The sequence below is a fragment of the Zhouia amylolytica AD3 genome, assembly GCF_000511935.2.
GTDB lineage: Bacteria > Bacteroidota > Bacteroidia > Flavobacteriales > Flavobacteriaceae > Zhouia > Zhouia amylolytica.
Genome location: NZ_AYXY01000013.1, coordinates 44,740 through 69,070 on the forward strand (window position 1 = coordinate 44,740; position 24,331 = coordinate 69,070).

Here is a 24,331-nt window from a genome sequence, read left to right on the forward strand (position 1 = left end):
AAGAAATTTTAATGTACGCAATTATAGATGTAGAAACAACGGGTTTTGGGGGAGAAAATAACCGCATAACAGAAATAGCGGTGGTAATTCATAATGGAACTACATTAGTAGATGAGTACCATACCCTGGTAAACCCGGAAATGCCTATTTCAAGAAATGTAATAGGTCTTACCGGCATAGACGACGGAATGGTACATGATGCCCCAAAATTTTCAGAGATAGCAGAAAAAATAGAGCAACTTACAGCGAATAAAATATTTGTAGCTCATAATGTGAATTTTGACTATAATGTAATCAGGAATGAATTTAAGAGACTTGGAATTGACTATAAAAGGAAACGCCTATGTACTGTGCGCCTCTCCCGACAAATATTTCCGGGGTTACGCTCGTATAGCCTGGGGAATTTATGCCGTAATTTAGAAATTCCTATTCAACAGAGACACCGGGCTAAGGGAGATACAGATGCTACCGTGATTTTATTACAAAAACTGCTTAAAAATGATCAGGATGGTACCGTGGCACAGCATCTCAATCAACGTTCCAGAGAGGTTACCTTACCACCCCTTTTACCTAAAACTATTTTTGAAGAATTACCCGAAACCTCAGGCGTATACTATTTTTTGAATGATACAGGTAATATTATATATGTGGGAAAGGCAGTCAATATTAAGAAAAGAGTATTGAGTCATTTTTATGATAAAAAAGCCAAGGAGTTAGCCTTGAGCAAGGAAACTGCCCATATAGAGTTTGAAGAAACAGGAAGCGAACTGTTAGCACTCATAGTAGAGTCCGTTAAGATTAAACACCATTTTCCAAAATATAACCGGGCTCAAAAACGCAGGAGTAAAGGATATGGAGTTTTTAGTTATACCGACAGGAAGGGTATTATACACCTGGCTTATAACCACCTGAAACTAGTTAAGCAGCCAATAAAGGTATTTTATTCCACAAGAGAGTGTGTAGCTTTTATGGAACAGCTTTGTGAAGCCTATAACCTTTGTCCTAAGTATACCCAGTTGCAAAGTAATGTTAAGCATTGTTCTCATTATAAGTTGAACGAGTGTAAAGGTATTTGCAGGGAAGAGGAAGTTATCGATGAGTATAACAATAGGGTACAACAAGCGATAGCAGGAACAAAAACGAAAAGTACCGATTTCTTACTGATTGAAAAGGGGAGAACACCAAAGGAAAAGGCCGTTATATTAATAGAAGATGAACACTATAGAGGGCATGGGTTTATACCTAATGACCAATGCTTAACTACCATAAATGATCTTGAAGCCTGGATTGAGCTGCAACCAAATAATCGGGAGATTGACCACTTTATAAAAGCTTATATGGATAAGGTAACGAACAAGGTTGAAATTGTTCAGTTGCCTTCGTAGCTATTGAAGTTTTGGTTAAGGACAGGTGCGATACTAAATGAACCGTATGAAGAATATCTACAGTGCTTTGCTTGGTAAAGGCAAATTATTAGGATTTGCCTAATGTTTTACAGCGTTCGATGTGATCTATCAATAGGGTGTTTCCCGGATTGAGCTTCAATGCCTTTTTATAAGCGATAATGGCTTCCTCATACCGTTCTAATTTTTCCAGATTTTGACCATTGATCTCAAAGACTTCCCAGTCATCAGGTAATTCCATTACCATAATATTACTTAACTGATGACTAATGGCATATTTACCTTTTCCAAAGAAGAATCGTTCGAGCCAGTAAATATTAAGGATGTTTCCAGGGTATTCTTCAGCCTTAAGTTGTTTATATGTAGCGACTAAATTCTTTGGGTTTCCTTGGTCTATAATATCTGCCAGTTCATAGGCAATGGTTCTTTCCGGGTGGTTTAACTGAAAATCAGGATAGAGGAGTTTTAGACCAATATCATCAACTAAATTCCCAGAGTTTGTTAGTATCACTACACCAAACTTTGTTTCTTTATTAAAGCCCAGAAAAGATCGGTAACCTCCGGTGCCACCATTATGAAATAAAATTTGAGTATGCTGCTCCGGGTTAAATACAAACCATCCGTCTTTGTAAAAAAGACGATCTTTCCCCAAATCTGTAATTCCAGTAGGAATCAGTTTGTTTATACTATTCGGGGTAAATAAAGAATTAAACTTTTGCTGATATTTTAAATAGTGAATGAGGTCTCTGGTACAGCTTATCAGTCCACCGGCATATCTGCTAGGACCTGTAAAGTTCCAATAACTATTTTGAGTACCCATGTTGGTTGGTTGAGCAATAATGTTAATTATAGCTGACTGATGATTAAGATAGGTATTGGTCATGTCTGCTTTTAACAGTAGTCCGCCCATGAGATCTTCAAATGTTCTGTTGGTAGATTTTTCTACGATTTTTCCCAAAATGCCATAACCCAGGTTCGAGTATCTCCAAACCTTTAAAGTATCTGTTTTTAAGCTTTGTAATTCAATGTTTAATAAGCTGTCTGAATATCCATTAAACGGATCAGACCAATCATCAGGAGTGAATTGTGCCGACAAGCGGGGTATTCCGGCAATGTGATTTTGCAATTCCGAAAGTTCGATTCGATCTAAATTTGAATTATCTACATCTGGAAAAAAATCTTTAATCGAAACACTCATAGATTCCTTTAAAGAAAGCTGAGCAAGGGTAGCCGTAAACGTTTTTGTGATAGATCCTATTTCATAAAGGGTTAAGCTGTCTGTTTTTACGTTTATCACTCCTTCTTCTATGCTAAATGAATGATATTTAGTATCTCCATTAGGTAATAGAATACCGATGGATATGCTCGGATTAATTTCGAGTTTAATCCTCCTTTCTATTTCCTGATATACATCACTGGGTAAATCTTGTGCGGATAAAAAATTTGAAATTGTACAAATAAAAAAGTAAAATAAAAATTGTGTTTTCATTTGGGGAATTTACGTATTAATATCCTGTCGTTACTTATGATTTTTATGGATGTTTACTTTGTATAAAAGACTATCAGTGTATTCAATGGTAGGGTTTGATCCGTTTTCAGCTTTTAAAATTATTCTGCCGTCTTTTTTTGCATCACTAATTTTAGCAATGCTTAAATCTTTATCGGTTTCATGCCATAATACGATTCTATCCCGGATTCCTTGCTTGTCTTGTAAGTCTGCATTGATGGTCATAAAGGCTATTTGTGGGGCTGCATAAAGATAGATGGCCTCACCACCATGAGCTCCTCCGTAATCCATGCCCAGTCCGATACTGTTATCGCTGTCGCTGAATCCATACCCGGAACGTTCTTCACCTTTAGGGTCATTAAAAAACAGCGACCAACCTTCATTATTTGTTCTATTGTAATAGTTACCACCCAGAAATAGTTTTCCATGCGGTCCTAAATGAATACGGTCCATTCCTTTATCATCTAAAAAGACCATTCCGTTTAAGGTGTCTTTTCGTACTCTGACTTCATTGGTAACTGGAAAACCGATTGCCATTCTTGGATTTCCTTCATTATCATGAATAACAATGCCTTTGGAATGTATAATTTCGTTCGATTTTAATTCTTGATTTCTTGGATTAAGGTAGACCCAAATGATGGCAACAATCAACAGAAGAATGATAAGGGTTTGTATCTTTTGAACTTTTTTTAATGAATTAATTTGTTGTTCCATAGTTCTATTTTTTAAACACAATATTCAGGTAAAGGCTTTTATAAGCTCCATTGAATGACTTTATTCGAAAATTTTTTCAAAAGCATGATATACGGCTTCATGTAAAGCATCTCCATGGGTTTTATCTGCTAAAAATTCAAAATACAACTTGGTGTTTTTTCCTCGCTCCGCTTTTATTTTCTCATAAAGAGTTTTGGCCGTACGTTCCATAACATCACCTTCCTTACCGACGGCAATATATATTGATTTCCCTGTTTTTACCTCAGAGGGTTTATAGTCGAGAAGTCTTTCGTTGTCCCACCAAAGACTCGGACTTATAATAATATAATTACTAAAAAGCTCCGGCTCTTTAAATAATATTTCCGTTGCGAGAAGTCCACCAAGGGATTGCCCGATAAGTGTTTTGTTGTTTTCAGTGCGAAAATTAGCGTCTATAAAAGGCTGTAGTTCTTCCTTGATAAAATTGATAAATTGGGCAGACTTCCCGGAGGTTGGGAATTCTTTTCTATCAATCTCCAGAGTAGATGGATAAGTAAAATCTCTTTTGCGATCTACATTACCAATGCCAACAACAATAGATTCCGGAACCATTTCTATCCAGGAAAAAGAACCAAATTGTACAATACCGGCGATATGGATAAAGTCTTCGTCTTTTGAACCGTCTAGTAAATAAATAACAGGATATTTTTTTGATTGGTTCTCTATATAGCTTGACGGCAAATAGATGTTTAAGGTTCTGGACTCATGTAATAGTTTCGATTCAATTTCTATGGTCTTCCCGATAGAGAATTCTTCTTCACTTAGTTGTTTTGGAATGGATTGGCTGAATGCAAGTGCTGCAGTAAAGAGCAGAATAAAACTTAAAATTTTATTTTTCATTAGCTGAAATATGAGTAAGTGGTTAGATGAAAAAAATTGTTGAAATTTAATCAACCTTAAAGTTATTTAATGTTTTTCAAATTTATAAATTCTGGGGTCACCATCAAAAGCGTCATTATTTGTAAGTCTCTTGGTGTTTTTATTTTTCAGGTGGTAAAGGTAGAGTTCCCAATTACCATCTTTATTACCACCGTAGTAAATACGTTCTCCATCAGAACTCCATCGGGCAATTAATTCGGTACCTTCACTATTGGTAATATTGGTTAACACCCCGGTTTTAAGGTTCTTTATAAAAATATCCTGGTTACCGGGATGATCTTTATCAGAGCTAAAGACCAGGAATTGTTGATCGGGTGAAAGATCACCACGTTCGTCATTGGACTCATAGTTCGTTAAACGTGTAAGGGAATTGGTCTTAAGTTGAATACTATAAATATCATTGTTTCCTGATTGATCATTGGTGAAAATGATCTGCTCTCCATTAAAATTCCAACTTGGATAACGAGAGTTTCCTGGAACATCTTTGGTAAGATTAACGGTTGTTTGGGTTTCGGAATCAAAAATAAAGATGTCAGACCGACATTGATAAAGTTGTTGCCTGCCATTTGAAGCATACAAAATGTTTTTGTCATCTAGCGTACAATTTTCAGGTTGTTCTAAAGGAGTTTCTTTTTGAGTTGAAATCTTAATTTTGTGTCTGGTTATGTTATCGCCTACTTGCCTTAAAAATGATACTTCATTGTTGTTTATCCAGGTGCCAGCCCATTCTTCAGATGAAGAATTGGTGATTTGTTTTAGGGTTTGGTTTTCGACATGCATGACATAAATATCGGAGTTGCCCGACCTGCTTGATGAAAACAACAAGTATTTCTCCTGTGCTTTGCAATTCAACAGTGATAACACCATTACCATAACTAACAATTGTTTGTTCATTTTGTGATAGGTTGTTTTATGGAGTAACCAAGATTAAATTCGCAATGCTAATTTTCCTGGATGTTCGCATTGCAAATTGCCAGGGTATCTCGTAATAAAAAGCTCATTTCTATAAAATTATAAGAAAGTGTTGATTATCAAAAGGGAAGGAGGATGTAATTCCAATAAATAATGATTAGTAACTTGTTTTTAATAGATCAGAGATAATAGGATCTACCCTTAATTTTGATAAAAACAAATAGGAATATGATATAAGGGGGCGGAAGTTCTGCCTGTTGTTTGAGGTGTCCGAAAAACAGACTTTTTATGGAAGCGATCTAAAAGTCTCAGGTCTCCTTTTAATTCTACAGAGACCTGAAACCTTAAAATATTATTTATTTAGTAAACAATGTTTCCTTTATAAATCAATGATTCTATAGGCGACATTCGAGAAACTACCTCTGCAGAGCAACTGGCATCAACTAAAATAACATTTGCTTCATCTCCTGCTTTAGGCCACTGTTGTGCTCCGTTGTCATCCAGTGGAATTGGACCTGCGGTAGCTAATTTTAACATTCTTGATAGCCCAAATTCGGATACCTGACCGTATAGCTGAGCAGCTATATTTGCCTTGTAGAGTACACTTCCAGTACCGAACGTGTTCCAGTGGTCTACAATACTATCATTACCAGTCATGACTTCAACTCCGTATTTTGTTAAAGTCGGAATAGGCATAATAAGCCATCCAAATGGAATCGTAGAGACAATACCTATTTGTGCGGCTGCTAGTTTTTCTGCGACCTCCTGTTGTTTTGATTTATCTAATTTCCCTAAAACAAAGCAGTGGCTTAGGTAAGTTTTACCTTTAAGGTTCGGGTTCTCATTTACCTTGTCAATCAGATATTCTACCGTTTTTAATCCAGATTCACCTGTTTCATGTAAGTGGATGTCGATCCCTTTGTTATGATCCAAAGCTAATTGTACCGTAAAATCTACTGTTTTTTCAATTGCTCCATCAATACTGTAAGGATCGAGGCCACCAATAAAATCAATATCGGTCTGTGCAGCATCTTTCATAAATGGGACCGTATCAGTATAATAAACACCATGTTGTGGAAATGCTACCAGTTCGGCTCCGAATCCTTCTTCTTTATGGGCTAAAGCCTTTTGAAGGTTTTTAAGAGATTGTAACCTGGAGGTAGGCTCTATATTCACATGACTCCTTGCAAATGCACTCCCTTTCGATTGTAATAACGCTATAATTTTTTCGGCCTTATAGGTAGAGTCTTTGAGCATTTCTGGTAACATTTGCTGTTCTAATGCGATCATCCCTTTAACACCACCTTTTCTTCTGACTGCCTGCCATTTATCACCATAATAAGTTTTATCAAGATGAATATGCATGTCTTTAAAAGAAGGAAGCATGAGCATGCTTTTAGCATCGATGCTATCAGCATCTGATTTATTGGCGCCAACACTTTCAATTTTACCATTAGCAATTACTACTGAGAATAAATCAGTTTTGGTGGCAATAACATCTCCATCTTCGTAAACGAACCCGGTCTCTAACCGTACATTTTTAAGGGTATAACGACTGGTAGTCTTGGGGTTTTTAAGTACGCCACTTTCAACTTTAGATTGTCCTTTTACCAATGCCGGGGTCAGGGATAATCCTGCCAGACCTAATGCTGAGTTTCTAAGAAAATCTTTCCTTGATATATTGGCATTTTTCATAAATCTATTTTTTCTTTGATGGGGGTAAAGGTACGTTACACCCTTACGTATTTAGGTGTAATATTTAGATGATCAGTTGTAAAATTTATAAATTTTCACGAAAACCACTCGGGGTTATTCCAGTTTGACTTTTAAAGAAGTTTGAAAAATATGCATGATCTGTAAAACCTAGTGTGAAAGCTATCTCTTTAATAGAAAGTGTAGTACTTTGTAATAACCTTTTGGCCTCGGTAATTACGCGTTGCTGAATGAGTGTTGTAGCGGATACTTTTAAATGCTTTTTACAAAGAATGTTTAAATAATTAGCGGAAACGTTTAGCTTTTCTGCATAGAATGCTACAAATTTATGTTCTTTAAAAAATTCATCAATAAGCAAATTGAATTTGGCAAGTCGCGGATTGGTTTGGTAAACCTTAAATTCTGTAAAAGTGTATTCAGCCTCTCTACTAACTATAGCTGCGATTACTGCTGCACGTGCACTAATTAGCTGTACCAAAGACTGAGGTTGCTTCAACTCGTTTTTAATGGCGATAAATTCATACAGTAATAGCTTAAATGCCTGTTCACTTAATTGTATCACCGGATGATTCTGATAGTTTGTAAATGAGAACCTGAAATATGGTGAGAAATGTTCAAAGAATGATTTCTCTACCATTAATTGATAGGCAATCGTTTCCCTTTGAATTTCCCATTTATGCATTTGTCCTGGAAACAATACGTGAATTTCATGATCGCCTATAGGATAATCCAGCGAATCGATGTTGTGTATTCCATTCCCTTGATCGAAAAGAATAATAATAAAGAAATCGTGCTTGTGAGGCTTGTCAATTGATCTCGCCCCATGAAGCTCGTTAAATATTATTTCCTCACGTCCGGCAATTTGCCCTTTACGGAATCCTTCGATACTGATTAAAGGTGCATCATCTCTTTTCTTCATAGGCATTCAATCTATTTTACCACCGTAAAAAACGGAGATGTAATATAGTCATTAAATGTATGATGATTAAAGTTAATTTGTGAAATTTATAATTCAGGCCGTCTGATAAAAACTTTTGTAGTTTGCCAGATGATGTTAGTTGTAGTATCTAAGGAGTTGTTGAAAACATCGGTAGGAGATAGAGAAATTATATGCTTTTTAATATGACAATTATCATAAGATCCCTCATGCCAAAACTTCAAATTTGATTTTCAAAAAGAAAGAATTAAATAAAAGGATAAAAAATGCATGATTTTCATATCCCGGTTATGGGATTGGCTTATACAATTGATAGCCCCGTGAGAGTAGCTAATTATGGTATAGATTCGGTTGTTTCCATTATTGATGATGAATTAATGGAATCCATGAGGGCTTATTATAGCAAAAGATTTAAGCTTCCTTATCAGGCCATTACAAAGAAAATGACAGATTACAGAGCACGAAGGATTTCTGTTTATCTGAATTTACTAGATAGTATCGTAAAGAAGAAGTTTGAAATCTTTAAACAAGAATTGCTTCAGGATCGCACTTCATTAGAGAAGTATTTGAAAATGATAGCACCCAAGGCTGAAATGCGCCTTGATATTAAAAAGTGGTTGAATCAGGGGAATAATGTTGAAAATGAACTTAAAAGTATCTTTGATAAATGGTTATGCCCTGGTAAAATAGATGTCAATATAATGACCAAGGTCGACAGAGAAAATTATGTCGGTAATAAAAAGTTAGGGGTTGAGTTTAATGATGCTCATGCAGCATTGAGAGGTTTTGCCACCAGTAGTTTGGAATCTTCTGTGGTTTTTTCGGCTGGGATGAATCCAAGACTTTACAGCTATCTGGCTACTTTTAGTGATTTCTATCCGGATAAAAATGGTTATTTAAAAAAGAAAATAATTCTAAAAGTAAGTGATTATAGATCAGCTCTAATTCAAGGTCTATTTCTGGCTAAAAAAGGACTGTGGGTGTCTGAATTCAGAATAGAATCAGGATTGAATTGCGGAGGCCATGCCTTTGCAAGTGATGGAAATTTGTTAGGACCTGTATTAGAGGAATTCAAACAAAGAAAAGTCGAGCTTCAAAATCAGCTGCACGAGAGTCTGATTAAAACACTGGAAATGGATGGGAAGTTTGTGCCTGAAGTCCCTATGAACTTAAAAATTAGTGTCCAGGGAGGCGTGGGAACTTCAGAGGAACATCAGTTTTTAACAGATTATTTTAAGGTCGATTCTGTAGGGTGGGGTTCTCCTTTTTTACTGGTTCCGGAAGCCACACTGGTTGATACAGAAACAAGAGAATTGTTGATGAAAGCTAAAGAGGAAGAATTATACCTCAGTAATATATCGCCACTTGGAGTTCCATTTAATACAGTGAGAAATACAACAAATGAGCATCTTAAACAGAAAAGAATAGAAAATAGTAAAGCTGGTAGCTCGTGCCCAAAAAAGCACCTTGCCTTAAACTATGAATATGCAAATAAGGGACAATGCACAGCCTCCCGAAAATTTCAACAGCGTAAACTCAATGAGTTATTGTCCGAAAACCTCAATCCGGAAGAAATAGCCAATAAAAAAAGAGCGATTACCGAAAAATCTTGTTTGTGTGTGGGATTGGCAAATCCTGCATACATCGATTGTGAAATCCCGGTAAAGCAGGAAGCTCAGGGTGTCGTTGTGTGTCCAGGTCCCAATATGGCTTATTTTAACAAAGAGGTGAGCTTATTGGATATGATTGGACATATTTATGGAAAGCATGATTTATTAAAAAACGTTAATCGTCCAAATATGTTTGTGAAAGAATTGATGCTTAATTTTAATTATTTCGAAAAGGAGTTAAAAAAGAATGTAAATGGTCAATCTGTCTTAAACCAAAAGAAAATGAGACTGTTTAAAGTAAATCTGTTAAAAGGAATTGAGTACTACCAATCATTATTTAATGCTAAGAAAGTTTTTGATAATAACGAAGGGAATAACTGGATGAAGGAGTTAAATGAGATTAAATTTAAGTTAGAGGAAACTTCTCTATAACAAAGCCTTGTTAATCATATTATCGAATTTGAAAACTGCTGCTTAAACCTAATAAGTAGTAGTAGTTAAGTGAAAAATAAAAAAGGGAGTATCGAAAATGGCTTCCTTTTTTAATGTTAATTAAGATCTTAAAGCATATTCTTTCAACAGAGAAAGAGCGACAAGGATTTGTTGCTTAATTATTTCATAAACGATCGGGTACTTATTTTTTTAAATTTTTTATTTAGCTCATTTATATGTTTTCTATGCGCAACTAATTGGGATAAAGAGGTTTCGAAAGTTCTGGTGTGATTTAAATTGGGGAATGATAGCCTGCCTTTGGCAATGCAATATGTAAGCATTACATTAAAATAGTTAAAGATCAATATGATTTTCTGAATGTTATCGGTCTCAATGGTTTTGAATCCTATTCGTCTTCCTGTGCGTTCATTAATTATATAACTCGTTCCTCTTATTTTGAGGTCTTTTTCTTTGAACTCATCATAACGATCGATCAAATCTAAAATTCCTTCGAGATATTGATGTATGATATAATTGGTTCTTTGACTTCCGCTCATGCTATTGTCTATGACAAAAACATAATCAAATAAGGTGCCTCCATGTATTTTTATAACCCCAGAGGTGGGTTTCTCCGAAAGAAAAAGATTTGAGTGGTATGTCAATTTTCCATTTTCTTTAAGGGAAGGAACATCAAAAAAAGGAGCAATTATGGTTAGAACCATCGGAAACGTGAATAAACCAATTAAATAGATACCCGTTGCCCATGAAAGGTAGCATAAAATTATAATGACCGTAAGTGCACCAAGAGCAATGAATAATTGAATTTGATTTTGTTTGTTTTTTGACTTTGAATAAAATCGGTGTTCCAAAATATAAATAAATCTATGAGTGGTACTTATTAATTGCCTTATTGATTATCGGGTATTTTACACTATAAGAGCTTCAAAATTATAAAGAAAAATAACGAATTGCCTAATGTTATGAACTTTGTTTTAAGGAGTAGAATTATCCACCTTGGTAACATGTCTACTTAGTATTTTATAGGATAATATATTAAAACCAAGGAGTTGAAAGTGAATTTGGAAATTGAGCGACTCTTTTAGATCAAGGAATTTTAGAAATAACCTCGTACGGAAGTTCTCGATAACCTATACGTCCATCTTCTGTAATCATTTCTACAATAATGAGGTGTTTACCAGTTATATCTCCATTAAAAAAATTTATAGTTTTGGTTTCACCGGGTTGTATAGAAATACTTGGATTCCAGTAAATCAATGATCGATAATCACCAATATCAGATTCCTTTTCGGAAAAAGTAGTGTGCTTAGGGGTATAATATTCCTTAACCGTGTCAAATACCTTAATGGAAGAATGAATGGTACCGGGTTGAGGCTTTCGGGATGCATAAATACCCTTACCTTCTTTAGTCACAATAGAGATTATGTGCCCCAATGGAGGTGCCTCTAAAGGATTGGTTTCAGGAAATACTTTTAAGAAATGTGATTTAAAGAATTTGGCATATTTAATTAATTCGATCCGATCAATAATATCTGGAGATATATGTGGAACATTGTCATATTCATGTTTTTCAAGTAATCTGCCATCAGCCATAAGAAGCGTAGGTTCCCCACGTCCGCCGCGAATATGAGCAAGCATGAATCCATCCGAAAAATTCTCAATTTCTATTTGATCTCCATAGTTAAAGAGTAGAATGCTATAAAGTCCGTAAGACCATTTTTTTTCTTTCTTTTTGATTTCGTCACCTGATATTATCACATCCGGAGCCCCATATTTTTTATTCAATTTAAGCTGTAGTGGAGTTAATCTGCGTTCAGAGACCACGACTTCTTCTAATGCTGTAACATCATTTGGAAGGTCCATAGCCTGGTATGATATATTTCTTTGCCTGAATAATGTTTTAGCTGCTTTTGTCGTAAATCCTGTTTCGCTAAAATCCGGCTTATGATTAAACGATATAGCTGGAGGATCAGTAGTATTTAATACAATATTGTAATTGGAATTTCCTGTGGAATCCTTCGCGCTCAGAAGAATTCTCATTGCACGATTGGAGGTGTTGTAAAGAGGGAATTCGAACCTTCCGATACTATCAGTTACAGCGCTATAAAAGGAAGGGTTCTTCCCAAAAGTTATGAGACTAACGTTTATGTTTTTAGGAGATGATTTATGGTTATTAGAAATTATGTGCCCGTTAACCGAAATATTATTTTCCGGCCAGAAGAACCGCTGTGTAGTTTTCTGTACAGGATATTTATAATTACGCCATCCCTGAGTTAACAATAAGGCATCAAGATCCTCAATTCGATTAGATTCATTTCCTCTAAAATAAAAATCAGGTTCTTCAATGGCTCCTCGAAGTTCTGAACTTAATAAAAAATAAGATCGGATGCTCTCGAATTTTTTAATATTCCAGAGCTTTTTATTAATGACCAATACAGACATATCAGCTTTTGAAGCTATGGTTTCGTTTTGAGAACGTTTAACCTTTATATTTAATGGTTCTCTTTGTGTATATAAACTTTTATCAGACTTCAGACTAAAATTTAATCGATGCTTACTTGTGCTGTTGAAAAATAATCGTTCAGAAACAGGCCGCTTTGACTTATCCATTAAGGTAAACACAAGAATGCCTTCCGGGAGTTTTTCAGCTAAGAAATCCTTCGTCAAATAACCATTTTTTAAAGGACCTTCGATTAAATAGTAATCGACTCCCCGACAGGAGATTTTAATATGAATATAATCGGTGGTCTTCAGGCTCGAAAATACATTCAGTCTTATATGCTTATTAATTCTGGATATTGATAATATAGAACCTTTTGCCATGACAGGTGGTAGTGCATAGATTCTGTCGTTTTGAAAATCCTTAGATAGTATTTTGGCATGATAAGTTCTGTTAGAATCCGGTTGAAAAGAAACGACCCCCATACCTAGGTGATTACTGTCAAAACTGCAAATTAATTGTTCACTTTGATCATAAATGCCCCCCTGTACAAAGATTCCTTTTCCACTAACATCTATGGCTTTGAAGCCTATTTTATTAAGGACGCCGTGAATGAGATGGCCACCCTCCGGAAAAAACTGTAGATCAATTGAGTTTTTAAGAACGATCGATTCTTTTTGTCTTATTCCCATTTCATTGATAGAGACGCTTATCCAATCGGGACGACCGTTAATCTCATGCTCAAATTGATAATACGGTTCCTTTTTTGCTTTTATTTTGAATGAATCCTGTCCATTTTCCCACTTTAAATGAACCATTAGATTTTCTGATTTTGATTTGGAGGTATAGTTTTCATGAAGCAGCCTGCCTTTCAATAGATAATTGTTTGAATTGTCTTCTACGATTAAAAGGGAGTCTATGAGTTTGTTTGTATTATCTTTTGTGTTAGAAATCAGGTTGATATAAGATTCGTAAATAAAGTCTTTACCAAAATTTCTGTTCCACCGGGTATAAGCTCTAATAAGATAACGACCATCTGAGAGGTTCTCATTTAATAGGAAGGATCCGTATCCTATTCCCATTGATAATTTTAATTTTTTTTGATCGATGATCTGACCCTCAGCATCAATTAATTCTACATAAAGTAAACTACTATATATTTCATTCGTGTGATGTTTGGCATCTGTAACAATAGCTTTAAACCAAATTTCTTCATCTATCGCATAGACTTTTGAGGAGAGTTGAAGGTATACTTTCTCTGGTGATGCTAAATCAAGAGAATTTTCAAAGGCTTGCGAATATAAAAAATAAGGAATTAGCACAGCCAGCAAACTAAATAGCTTAGTCACCTTAAAAAAGTTATATTTTGGTAAAGGAAACAACTGTGGTTTTTAATCGCTTTACTTTAAAGGTAGTGTAATTTCAATTTATAATCATCCAGGTTTAACTTTTAAATTGGATATTGACATATGGAGGAATCAAATTATTAGTTAATTGAGCGATTAAGGAATGAAAAGTACCACCCTTTTGAAACAAGGTTAATGCAGTAAAACCAGTCAAACACTGACTAATTTTATTTTAAAACTTTCGTATAAGTAAAAATTGGGTTGACTCTTAATTCAGAAATCGAAAGGTTTACAGAATATTTTAAATTGATTTATCTATTTGTAATATATTGTTATTCAGTTTGTTGTTTTTATTTAGGATAGCGATATAGACTCTGTTGTTTTAAAAACTTAAAATACTATAGGTTGAATTTTTTTTCTTGATAATAAAAATAATATTTTTATAGCATTACACAGATAATTTAAAATTAACACCAACTCAAATTTTGAAATGCTTACAAGAAGACTTTTTATTGGAATAGTTGCTTTTCTTTTATTACCATTATCAATATTAGCTCAGACTGACTGGTTAATCAACAACAACTCATACAGGACACAAATTTATGAGAATAAAGAGGTGAATGAGCTTGAAATATCTAACGGCCTGGTAAAGCGTGTGTTTAGATTACAACCCAATGCTGCTACTATAAAATTAGAAAATGTTAGTAGTGGAGAATCATTTTTGAGAGGAGTGAAACCAGAGGCAAGAGTAACTATTAATGGAATTAAATATGATGTTGGAGGCTTGAAAGGACAGCCTAATTATGCTTTTTTAAATCCGGAATGGCTCAATGATATGACATCAGATCCTTCCTCCATGCAATTTGTTGGATACGAAATCAGTGAACCAAAAGCTCCATTTGAGTGGAAACAAGTACGGTATGCAAGAAATAGTAATACCCCATGGCCACCTAAAGGTATTCATTTGAGGATGGATTATGAATTACCCGGTTATGAAGGTTTGATAAAAGGGAATGGGCTGCTTCCGAGTGATTTTTCCAGACCCTTAAAGTATCAGACGGATTTTAAAACATTAGATGACTCATGGAGTGTTTTTTACTCCAATTCTCATGAGCGGTCATCTTTTCAAAATGAAGGTAAAATTGGAGAAATTTACACCCCGGCTAATACGGCTGTTTATGCAGAAAGAGCGGTAGATCCATCTACAAGAATTATTGAGGCTACTTTTAATTTAGGCACCGATAAATCGATGGAGTTTGGTCCGGGTATTACCCTGGTATGGCCTGATAAAACGGTAAAATTTTATATACGTCCAGGCGGTAATACCTATGATGATGGAATTGCTATGTTTGGCTTATGGGATGGTGAAAAGTCACATAAGGCTGCCGGTGGTCGTCAGTCATTGGATATTAGTGTGCCATGGAGTCTGAGATATCGTATTACTGATGACAAGATTTATTGTGAAGCTAAGCGAAAAGGGGGATCGTGGATTTCAGTTGCGGAACTTGATGTGTTTGAAAGTATGCCTCAAAAAGTTCGAATTGGAAAGACGAATGGAAAGGGAGAAGGTCTCGACGCTGAAAATAATGAAGGTGAATTGGTGCGTTTACAAGTGATGGATTATGCAGCTTATGGGGAAGTTTCAGAGGTTGTAAATGATGACCTTAGTAAAGAAGATTTGAAGCTTTCTGTTCATTATGAGGTTTATGATGGCCTTCCGGTAATCGCTAAATGGATTAGTATCGAAAACCTGGGAGATAAAGATATTACAGTTAATAAATTTACCAGTGAGATTATAGCGGCAGTTGAATACGCTTCACAAGTAGAGGACAGGGAATATGAAATTCCAGAACCGAATATTCATGTAGAAACCGATTATGCTTTTGCAAGTATGTCTGTAAAGGATGCCAATCATCATGCCGTAAGATGGACCACGGATCCGGATTATGAAACCCAGGTGAACTATTTAAGGAAAACCCCTTGTTTACTGGATGTTGGTCCTGAATTAGGTCCTGATCAATTAGTAAAGAAAGGTGAAACCTTTACTTCTTTCCGTACGTTTGTACTTCTTCATGACTCTTATGATAGAGAACGACAAGGTTTGGCATTAAGAAAGATGTATCGAACTTTAGCACCGTGGACGACTGAAAATCCATTAATGATGCATGCTAGATTTGCCGATTGGGACAGGGTTAAAAAGGCCATAGATCAGGCTGCAGAAGTCGGTTTTGAGATGGTGATATTAACCTTTGGAAGTGGATTCAATATTGAAGACGACAGTGAAGAGTATTTAAATAAAATGAAGAAATATGCCGATTATGCGAAAAGTAAAGGCATTGAAATTGGAGGATATTCACTGCTCGCTTCAAGACGTGTTGGGGGTGGAAATGACGTGGTTATGCCACCGGGGGAACGACCTACCTTCGGAAACTCTCCTTGCCTTGAGAGTACATGGGGACAGACGTATTTTGAAAAATTATATAAGTTTTATGAGTCTTCAGGGTTTGCATTGTTAGAACATGATGGGTCTTACCCGGGTGATATCTGTACTTCTCATCAACATCCAGGTCACAAGGGTTTGGAGGATTCACGATGGAACCAATATCAGAGGATAGCTGAGTTCTATCAATGGTGCCGTTCTAAAGGGATTTACCTGAATATCCCAGATTTTTATTATATGGCTGGTGGAAATAAATGTGCAATGGGATACCGCGAAGTAAATTGGAGCTTGCCAAGAGAACAACAGCTAATTCATGCACGTCAGAACATCTTTGATGGCACCTGGGAGAAAACCTCCTCTATGGGGTGGATGTTTGTGCCATTAACCGAATATCACGGTGGAGGAGCTGCAGCAACGATAGAACCTTTAAATGAGCATTTGGATCACTATGAAATGATGATGGCAAATAACCTGGGAGCAGGAGTACAGGCGTGTTACAGAGGACCTCGATTATACGACACTCCGGCTACTGAACAGATGGTCAAAAAAATGGTTAACTGGTATAAAAAGCATAGAGAGGTTTTGGAAGGAGATTTAATTCATTTAAAAAGAGCTAATGGCTATGATCTTGATTATTGGTTGAATGTGAACCCCGAAGGTGAAGAGAAAGGACTTCTTATGGTATTTAATCCTACGAATAAGGTTATTACAAAGCATTTAAATGTACCATTGTATTATACCGGAATTAAAGATAAAGTTGCTATCGAAATGAAAGGAGGCTATAAAACCAAAGTTAAATTAAACAGAGACTATAGCATGGATATTTCAGTTCAGGTTCCGGCAAATGATTATAGCTATATCATTATAAAATAGCCGATAGTCAACTACGTAAATAGAATATTGATTTAGCTTGATTATGATTTAATAGTTATGCGTAAAAGGAGGTCATGATGTTTTCGTATCAGTAGATTATTTTTATTGCTCAGGCTTGCAGCTTTTTAAAAGCATCCATTGACCTGATCCAAAACTATCGGTTTAATACTTCATCAGGACTATACATGGGTATAGTCCACTATTACGAGCATTTTTTACTTTATCTTCAAATGACTTCATTAAACACGAATCTTTAAATTTTTTATGAAAAATTATGATAAATAATAAATTTTAATACTTTTGTATATGTAATACATAATACATTAAAATGAATTTGATAGCTGCTACCTATGCTCCGATGCATAGCGATTTAAGTTTAAACCTTGAGGTTATTGAGGGATATGGAGACTTTTTAAAATTTAATAATATAAAGGGAGCCTTTATTAATGGCTCTACTGGAGACTTTGTTTCGTTGAGCACCAATGAACGTAAGAATATCATGAAGGCATGGAGTGCCCATAGGAGTGAAGGCTTTCAGGTGATTAATCACGTTGGTCATACTTCCCTTCTTGAAGCTGTTGAACTAGCCCGACATTCAGCCGGTCTTGCTGACGGTATAGCAGTAATTGCGCCTTATTATTTTAAGGTACGTACTTTAGATCAATTGGTTCAATATTGTAAAGAAGTAGCTGCAGCAGCTCCTCAACTTCCATTTTACTACTATCATATTCCGGTATTATCCGGAACTTATTTTAAAATGCACGATTTTGTTCAACTGGCTTATGAGGAAATTCCAAATTTCAGAGGGGTCAAGTTTACGCATAATGACTTTGTTGATTTTCAGCAGTGCTTACAGTATAAGCGTAAAGAGGGCAAGGACCTGGAACTTTTTTTCGGTATAGATGAGATGTTTGTAAATAGCCTGAGTCTGGAAGGGCAAGGCTGGGTGGGAAGCACATATAATCATTTGGCACCTTTGTATACCGAGATATATAAAGTATTTGAGTTAAAAAACTATCAACGAGCTAATGAGCTGCAGAACATGGCTGTTCAATTCGTTCAGATCCTGGATGGATACGGGGGATTCAATGGTGCGGGTAAAAGCTTTATGAAGCTTTTGGGGTTAGATTGTGGCCCAAGCAGATTTCCGCATGCAACACTGTCTGAAAAGGATTTAAAAAATGCACAGCTTAAAATGGAGGAATATGGATTGACAGCTCCAAACTTCTCTAAGTGTAACTAAAAATTTTTATAAATATATGTAGTACATAATACAATTTAATTGCTAACCATCATTAATTATTTATTAACCAAACAATTTTTTATGAATTATTTTTTGAGACAAATTAAGGTAAAGATTCTGTCCTTAGAAAAAGTCTTTCGGACTAAGGGGCGCGGGATTTTCTGTTTCGCAATGTTGTTGGTGACAGGAATTTATGCACAACAAAAAGAATTGAAAGGATCTGTAGTAGATGAGAATGGTACGCCGCTTCCTGGAGCAACCATCCTTATTAAGGGAACGACGAATGGAACTCAAACAGATTTTGACGGAAATTTTATTATTCAGGCAAGCCAGGATGACATTTTAGTCATAAGCTATGTGGGGTACACCACACAATCAATTAAAGTAGGAGCTAAAACCGAATTTAATGTAACCCTGGCTGCAGACACCTCTACTTTAGACGAAGTGGTGGTTACAGGGTATTCTACCCAAAAAAGGAATACCATGGCAACCTCGGTTTCTAAATTAGATACCCAGGTGTTAGAAAGTGCGTCAGTTTCTAACGCAGCTACCGCATTACAAGGTACGGTTGCTGGATTAAGAGTAACACAGACCACGGGTCAGCCAGGAGCAACTCCTGCCATTCAGTTGAGAGGAGGTACCGCTTTTGGAGGCGGGGGTAATCCGTTGATTTTAATCGATGGAGTACCAGGCTCATTTTTCGCTCTTAACGCTGATGATATTGAGTCTATCGAAGTATTAAAAGATGCTGCTTCAACTGCTATTTATGGTGCTAGAGCTGCAAACGGAGTAATCCTGGTTACAACCAAAAAGGGTAAAGAAGGTAGATCGAGTATTACGTACAGACATAAATACTCAATTAATAAACTGAGAACAGGTTTCGATTACTTGAGTGCCAAAGATTATGTTACTTACAACAGACAGGCTATTTTAAATTACCAGCGAATTTATCCTGGGGGTTTTCAGCAGTTTTTAGATGGAGCCCAGGGAATGGGGATCGGTAATAATACTACAGATTCACCGTTCACAACTCAAATTTTAACGGATAGTAACAGGTATCTGTTAAATTATCCGGGGTGGCAAACAGTAGCCGATCCGGTAGATCCTACACGTACTTTATTATTTCAGGCTAATGATATGTCTGAGTTGTTTTTCCAGGATAGTTCTATAAGCGACCATACCCTTTCATTTGATGGCGGAAACGATAAAGGAACTTATTATTTGAGTTTAGGATATTTGGATAATGAAGGACTTGTTTTTGGTTCCGGATTCGAAAGGTATTCAGGTACTTTTAATGGCTCATATAAGGTATTGGATAATGTTAAGGTATCTTCAAACGTTCTTTATGCACATTCTAAATATAATGGCACATACCTTAACAATGATAATTGGGTATTTCAGAGAGCGGCAGGACAGCCACCTACATCAAGAATTTATAATAATAATCCTGATGGTAGTTTAAGCAATGAATATAATCCGGGAACTAATGTTAGTTTCGGAAACCCGTTATATTATAAGGATAAGTTCATTAGAGAAAATTTAGAGCAACGCTTAACGGCTTCAGTTAACCTGGATTGGGATATATATGAAGATTTAAGGTTTACCTTGAGAGGAAGTCATTTTACGATAAATAATTCAAACGAATCATTCAATAAGGCCTATCTTAATGCAGGTTCTCTGAATACGGTGAGAGAAGCTTCAGCCAGTCATAGTCGTACCATGAGAAATCAGCTAACGGCAATGTTCAACTATAAAAAGACCTTTGGCGAAAATCATAATGTAGACGCGATTCTGGGCGCTGAATATTTTAAAGAAAATTTCTTTAATTTTAATGCAAGGAACCGTTTATCTCCCACCGATTTAATTGTCACGATGAATGCCGGAGCCGAGGCGGCGGGTGTTCCTTCTTCTTATAAAACCTATTATTCGATTGTATCAACCTTTGGGCAGGTGAATTATGACTATGATAATCGATTACTTCTCGGGTTGACCTTCAGACGAGATGGTACTTCCAGGTTAGGGAATGATAAATACGGTTTCTTCCCAGGTGCATCCTTAGGATGGAATTTACATAATGAGTCCTTCCTTAAAGGTTCTAAAATAGGTGAAGTGGTGAGTACCTTAAAACCAAGAGTAAGTTATGGGGTGAATGGTAATGTAGATAATTTTGGAAACTTCTCAGTTTTCGGAACTTATAGTGATACCGGAACTTATAACGGGCAGACCGGATATGCAAATACATCACTGCCACTTCTGGACTTGAGATGGGAGCGTTCTACAACCCTTAATATGGGATTCGATTTAGGGTTTTTCAATAATAGAATTAGTCTATTGGCAGATTATTACATAAAAGATGTAAAGGATAAGTTAGCCGGATTAACCCTGCCGCTATGGACTGGCTTTAGCAGTATTACTACAAACAATGGTACCTTGAGGAATAAAGGTTTAGAGCTTGAACTTAATGCCAGAGTGATAGATGGTCAGGATCTAAAGTGGAACCTGGGTGCAACCTTTTTTACACAAAAGAGTTTTGCTCATAAGTTACCTGAGAATGATAATGAAAAGAACAGACAAGGCGGAACACAGATCTGGGATCCGAACAAAGGAGAGCTTGTATGGGTTGGTGGTCTTCAGGAAGGTGAGCGCGTAGGATACGATGTAGTTGTTGGGTATGTACAAGAATATGTATATGCCAATCAGGAAGAGGTTGATGAGCATGTCACCAGGGAAGATGCATTCCTGCGAAACCCTACACAGCGTTATCCCGGCGATGTGGCCTGGAAGGATGTCAATGGTGATAATGTAATTAATTCATACGATAGAGAGGTATTGGGAAGAACAACACCTGATTTTATTGGAGGATTTACTTCAGACCTGTCTTATAAGAATTTTAACTTATTCGTAAAGACAGATTTTGCAACCGGTCATATCATTCAGAATGACTTACGTGTTAGAGGAATGTCGCAGGTACAGGGTAACCAGAATTCACCAGTGGAAGTTTTAAACTCATGGACTCCGGAAAATACACAAACCAACGTACCTAGATATGATTTTACGGATCCCCAGGCTAACCATAAAAGAGGCTCAAGCAGGTATTGGGAAAAAGGAGATTACTTCGCTCTTCGTGAAGTAACTTTAAGCTACAACGTTCCAACTACAGTTTTTGACAATTTTATTAAAAACTTAAGACTGTATGCAACCGGATCCAATTTGGCCTATATCAGTGGTTATTCCGGAGCAGCACCTGAAAGTGGAGGTTTTGACACTGGTAGATTTCCATTACCAAGAACTTTTACTTTGGGATTAAACGTAACATTTTAAAAATAATTAACCATGAAAAAGTATATATTCATAATAACGGCTGTAATGCTTTTCACTTCTTGTGAAAAAGAAATTGAATTAGAGCCAATAAGTGATCTTACCTACAATGGATTTTGGGATACTGAAGAAGCCGCTAGAGCTGCACAATCAGGAATTTATTCAACGTTCAGAGGAGGGGCTTCTACTTTTTGGGTAATGGGAGAAGTTCGTAGCGACTTTTATGGGGGGCGAACTTTTGAGTCACCCAGTAATTTAAATTTGATCAATCAGATTATAAATACCACCCAGGTACCTTTTGCTAATTGGGCTGGGTTTTATAGTCATATTCACAGGATAAATGATTTTCTGTATAATATTGAGAATGTTCCATTCGCCAGTGAAATCGATAAAAGACATTTGAAAGGTCAGGTATACGGTATTCGGGCTTTTTATTACTACACCATGTTGAAAACATGGGGAGGTGTACCTATTACTACAGAACCATTACTTTCTGTTAATCCCGATGAGTTAAGCAAGCCAAGAGCTTCTCAGGAAGAGTTAATGGCTCAGATTAAAGCAGATATTCAAAGTTCTTTAGATGCATTTGGTTCTGATAATTCCTTCTGGCAGGGAAGTAATGTCTATTGGTCTAAAGCAGCCACCTTAGCATTGAAAGGTGATGTATACATTTGGTCTGGAACCCTTCTTAATGGAGGAAGTTCGGATTACACTGAAGCAAAAAATGCACTCCAACAAATTGGGAGTATGGGCTTTACTCTTGAATCTGGCTTTGAAGATATGTTCAGTGTAGCTAATGAAGCTAACGACGAATTTATCTTTGCTATCGATTACCAGCAGGATCAGGCTGGGAATTTTTACACTGGCTTGTTTACCGGACGTTCCACCGAAATTAATCAAACCTGGGATGATCGCGGGAATTCATATGCTGATTTTGTAGCCAATGGAGGGAACCGTTATGGACCTTCAGAAAAGTTATTGCTGGCCTTAGACGATACTTTGGATACGCGTAGAGACGCCACTTTTACAAGGCTTTACTCAAATGATGCAGGAAATTATTATCCATATCAGTTGGTAGACGAATACAGTGCCTCTATTTTATCTAAATTTTTAGGAGAGGTAGTAGCAGGAGTTCGAATTTCAACGAATAATGTACCTGTATACAGATATGCTGATGTTTTGTTGTTGCTGGCCGAGGCTAAAAACCGCCTGGGTGAAGATCCATCTGCAGAAATTAATGGCGTAAGACAACGTGCATATGGTGAAAATTACGATGCATTAACTCACGCTTACGTTAATGGTTCTCAAGATGATAATACAAAAGCCATCCTCGATGAGCGATTAAAAGAGTTTGTGGGAGAAGGAAAGAGATGGTGGGACCTAAGAAGGGCCGGTGGTAGTTATATTTTTGATGAGGTAGAAACTTTGCCGGCTTCAGAAGCTTATAAACTTTTACTGCCGATAACACCTGATATGATCGGAAGAAACCCTGCTTTAGAACAAACCCCTGGATATGAATAACATGCGAAGTTTATTTACACAGAGTTAGTTTAGTTTTTTATTAATTTGGTTGAGAAGGAGGCTGATATTTTATCAGTCTCCTTTTTTATTGGAAATTTTTAAGCTTTTATTAGTTACATATGCTTATCGTGAAACACCCTGTCAAAATGAGGTTCAAGGTGACGTCGCATAGCATTTCTGAAAGTCTCAGGAGTACCAACTTTTAAATTGTCTAGCAACATACGATGCGTAACAAATTGTCCGGAAGAATATTCATAACGCCCGTTATTCATAAACTCATCTTGCTGGTATAGGTATTCAAAAACAGGTAGTAATAGATCCTGAAATCGTTGTAAAGTGGTGTTTTTTGATATTTGATAAAGTTTGGCATGAAATGCTATTTCTTTATCAAGTGAAAAAACAGTCTTGTCATAACTGGTTGCTTCCTCTTCTTCAACAATACGCTCTAACTCTTCAAGATCTTCTTCCGTTTTATATTGAAAAAGAAAATCAGCCATGCCCATTTCTAAAATTAACCGAAGTTCAAAAAGACTTTTTAAGGTCTTATTTCCAAGTAAATTCGGATCCAGGATTCTTTCAAAATTATTGATGATATCAGGTTCTTTGAAAGTCATTCCCTTGTGTTTCTTGGATTCAATAAATCCAAGGGTTCGTAAACGAAGTAAGGCTTCTCTAACCACAGTGCGACTAACGCCTAATGATGCTGCCAGATCAAGTTCCTTCGTAATGGGGTCTCCAGGTTTAAGGTTATTCTCCTTAAAGTACTGCATCAAACGAAGCTCAACTTTGTCAACAAGAGAAAGGGTGTCAATGGGCTGTATTTTATCTGATTTTTTCATGATTCAAACCTTATCACATTAAAATTGTACTGTTTTGTTCAGGGAAACATAGCAAAAATAGTATTGTTACTATAAGTACAATAAGATTCACTAAACTTTTATGTATTTAACAAATTTAATGCTTGATTATTAAAAGAATATATTATT

Annotated in this window: 15 protein-coding genes; 6 read left to right on the forward strand and 9 right to left on the reverse strand. The window is 36.2% G+C overall.

The window, feature by feature from the left end:
• Window positions 1-11 precede the first annotated feature (11 nt).
• Window positions 12-1,385, forward strand: coding sequence for an exonuclease domain-containing protein (locus P278_RS03795; RefSeq protein ID WP_038262617.1), 1,374 nt, complete (start codon window positions 12-14; stop codon window positions 1,383-1,385).
• An 88-nt stretch (window positions 1,386-1,473) separates the two neighbouring features.
• Here the strand turns inward: P278_RS03795 and P278_RS03800 are convergent, their stop codons facing one another.
• The 6 genes from P278_RS03800 to P278_RS03825 all read right to left on the reverse strand — a co-directional run bounded on the left by P278_RS03800 (window position 1,474) and on the right by P278_RS03825 (window position 8,086).
• A complete protein-coding gene (locus P278_RS03800; RefSeq protein WP_051413390.1) occupies window positions 1,474-2,892 on the reverse strand; it encodes a serine hydrolase in 1,419 nt (472 codons plus the stop codon).
• Window positions 2,893-2,922: 30 nt separating this feature from the next.
• Entirely contained in the window at window positions 2,923-3,624 is a 702-nt protein-coding gene (locus P278_RS03805; RefSeq protein WP_038262618.1) for a hypothetical protein, read from the reverse strand.
• A 60-nt stretch (window positions 3,625-3,684) separates the two neighbouring features.
• Window positions 3,685-4,503, reverse strand: a complete 819-nt coding sequence (locus P278_RS03810; protein WP_038262619.1) for an alpha/beta hydrolase — start codon at window positions 4,501-4,503, stop codon at window positions 3,685-3,687.
• Window positions 4,504-4,569: 66 nt separating this feature from the next.
• Complete coding sequence (locus tag P278_RS03815; protein WP_082436081.1) at window positions 4,570-5,436, reverse strand: TolB family protein; 867 nt, start codon at window positions 5,434-5,436, stop codon at window positions 4,570-4,572.
• Between the two features lie 378 nt (window positions 5,437-5,814).
• A complete protein-coding gene (locus tag P278_RS03820; RefSeq protein WP_038262625.1) occupies window positions 5,815-7,149 on the reverse strand; it encodes an amidohydrolase in 1,335 nt (444 codons plus the stop codon).
• Window positions 7,150-7,234: 85 nt separating this feature from the next.
• On the reverse strand, window positions 7,235-8,086 hold the full coding sequence (locus P278_RS03825) for an AraC family transcriptional regulator (protein ID WP_038262898.1): 852 nt from the start codon (window positions 8,084-8,086) through the stop codon (window positions 7,235-7,237).
• Between the two features lie 284 nt (window positions 8,087-8,370).
• Here P278_RS03825 and P278_RS03830 point away from each other — a divergent pair, with 284 nt between their 5' ends.
• Window positions 8,371-10,146, forward strand: a complete 1,776-nt coding sequence (locus P278_RS03830; RefSeq protein ID WP_038262628.1) for a hypothetical protein — start codon at window positions 8,371-8,373, stop codon at window positions 10,144-10,146.
• Between the two features lie 179 nt (window positions 10,147-10,325).
• Here the strand turns inward: P278_RS03830 and P278_RS03835 are convergent, their stop codons facing one another.
• Both P278_RS03835 and P278_RS03840 read right to left on the reverse strand, forming a co-directional pair.
• Window positions 10,326-10,868 (reverse strand): hypothetical protein, encoded by a 543-nt coding sequence (locus P278_RS03835; protein ID WP_235444243.1) that lies wholly within the window; start codon window positions 10,866-10,868, stop codon window positions 10,326-10,328.
• Window positions 10,869-11,250: 382 nt separating this feature from the next.
• Entirely contained in the window at window positions 11,251-13,953 is a 2,703-nt protein-coding gene (locus P278_RS03840; RefSeq protein ID WP_152973884.1) for a hypothetical protein, read from the reverse strand.
• A 487-nt stretch (window positions 13,954-14,440) separates the two neighbouring features.
• On the opposite strand from P278_RS03840, the gene P278_RS03845 reads away from it, so the two are divergent.
• The 4 genes from P278_RS03845 to P278_RS03860 all read left to right on the forward strand — a co-directional run bounded on the left by P278_RS03845 (window position 14,441) and on the right by P278_RS03860 (window position 23,345).
• On the forward strand, window positions 14,441-17,263 hold the full coding sequence (locus P278_RS03845; RefSeq protein ID WP_038262634.1) for a hypothetical protein: 2,823 nt from the start codon (window positions 14,441-14,443) through the stop codon (window positions 17,261-17,263).
• A 328-nt stretch (window positions 17,264-17,591) separates the two neighbouring features.
• Window positions 17,592-18,506, forward strand: coding sequence for a dihydrodipicolinate synthase family protein (locus P278_RS03850; protein ID WP_038262644.1), 915 nt, complete (start codon window positions 17,592-17,594; stop codon window positions 18,504-18,506).
• Between the two features lie 81 nt (window positions 18,507-18,587).
• Window positions 18,588-21,827, forward strand: coding sequence for a SusC/RagA family TonB-linked outer membrane protein (locus P278_RS03855; RefSeq protein ID WP_082436082.1), 3,240 nt, complete (start codon window positions 18,588-18,590; stop codon window positions 21,825-21,827).
• 12 nt (window positions 21,828-21,839) lie between these two features.
• Window positions 21,840-23,345, forward strand: coding sequence for a RagB/SusD family nutrient uptake outer membrane protein (locus P278_RS03860; protein ID WP_038262646.1), 1,506 nt, complete (start codon window positions 21,840-21,842; stop codon window positions 23,343-23,345).
• Window positions 23,346-23,458: 113 nt separating this feature from the next.
• Here the strand turns inward: P278_RS03860 and P278_RS03865 are convergent, their stop codons facing one another.
• The gene (locus P278_RS03865; RefSeq protein WP_038262648.1) at window positions 23,459-24,184 is read right to left on the reverse strand and encodes a FadR/GntR family transcriptional regulator; all 726 of its coding nucleotides are present in this window, start codon (window positions 24,182-24,184) and stop codon (window positions 23,459-23,461) included.
• Between the last annotated feature and the right edge of the window lie 147 nt (window positions 24,185-24,331).

What these genes read in the sequence shown, in the direction of transcription:
- P278_RS03795 (WP_038262617.1), top strand. Translation starts at nt 12, where the DNA reads ATGTACGCAATTATAGATGTAGAAACAACGGGTTTTGGGGGAGAAAAT.
- P278_RS03800 (WP_051413390.1), bottom strand. Translation starts at nt 2,892, where the DNA reads ATGAAAACACAATTTTTATTTTACTTTTTTATTTGTACAATTTCAAAT.
- P278_RS03805 (WP_038262618.1), bottom strand. Translation starts at nt 3,624, where the DNA reads ATGGAACAACAAATTAATTCATTAAAAAAAGTTCAAAAGATACAAACC.
- P278_RS03810 (WP_038262619.1), bottom strand. Translation starts at nt 4,503, where the DNA reads ATGAAAAATAAAATTTTAAGTTTTATTCTGCTCTTTACTGCAGCACTT.
- P278_RS03815 (WP_082436081.1), bottom strand. Translation starts at nt 5,436, where the DNA reads ATGAACAAACAATTGTTAGTTATGGTAATGGTGTTATCACTGTTGAAT.
- P278_RS03820 (WP_038262625.1), bottom strand. Translation starts at nt 7,149, where the DNA reads ATGAAAAATGCCAATATATCAAGGAAAGATTTTCTTAGAAACTCAGCA.
- P278_RS03825 (WP_038262898.1), bottom strand. Translation starts at nt 8,086, where the DNA reads ATGAAGAAAAGAGATGATGCACCTTTAATCAGTATCGAAGGATTCCGT.
- P278_RS03830 (WP_038262628.1), top strand. Translation starts at nt 8,371, where the DNA reads ATGCATGATTTTCATATCCCGGTTATGGGATTGGCTTATACAATTGAT.
- P278_RS03835 (WP_235444243.1), bottom strand. Translation starts at nt 10,868, where the DNA reads ATGGTTCTAACCATAATTGCTCCTTTTTTTGATGTTCCTTCCCTTAAA.
- P278_RS03845 (WP_038262634.1), top strand. Translation starts at nt 14,441, where the DNA reads ATGCTTACAAGAAGACTTTTTATTGGAATAGTTGCTTTTCTTTTATTA.
- P278_RS03850 (WP_038262644.1), top strand. Translation starts at nt 17,592, where the DNA reads ATGAATTTGATAGCTGCTACCTATGCTCCGATGCATAGCGATTTAAGT.
- P278_RS03855 (WP_082436082.1), top strand. Translation starts at nt 18,588, where the DNA reads ATGAATTATTTTTTGAGACAAATTAAGGTAAAGATTCTGTCCTTAGAA.
- P278_RS03860 (WP_038262646.1), top strand. Translation starts at nt 21,840, where the DNA reads ATGAAAAAGTATATATTCATAATAACGGCTGTAATGCTTTTCACTTCT.
- P278_RS03865 (WP_038262648.1), bottom strand. Translation starts at nt 24,184, where the DNA reads ATGAAAAAATCAGATAAAATACAGCCCATTGACACCCTTTCTCTTGTT.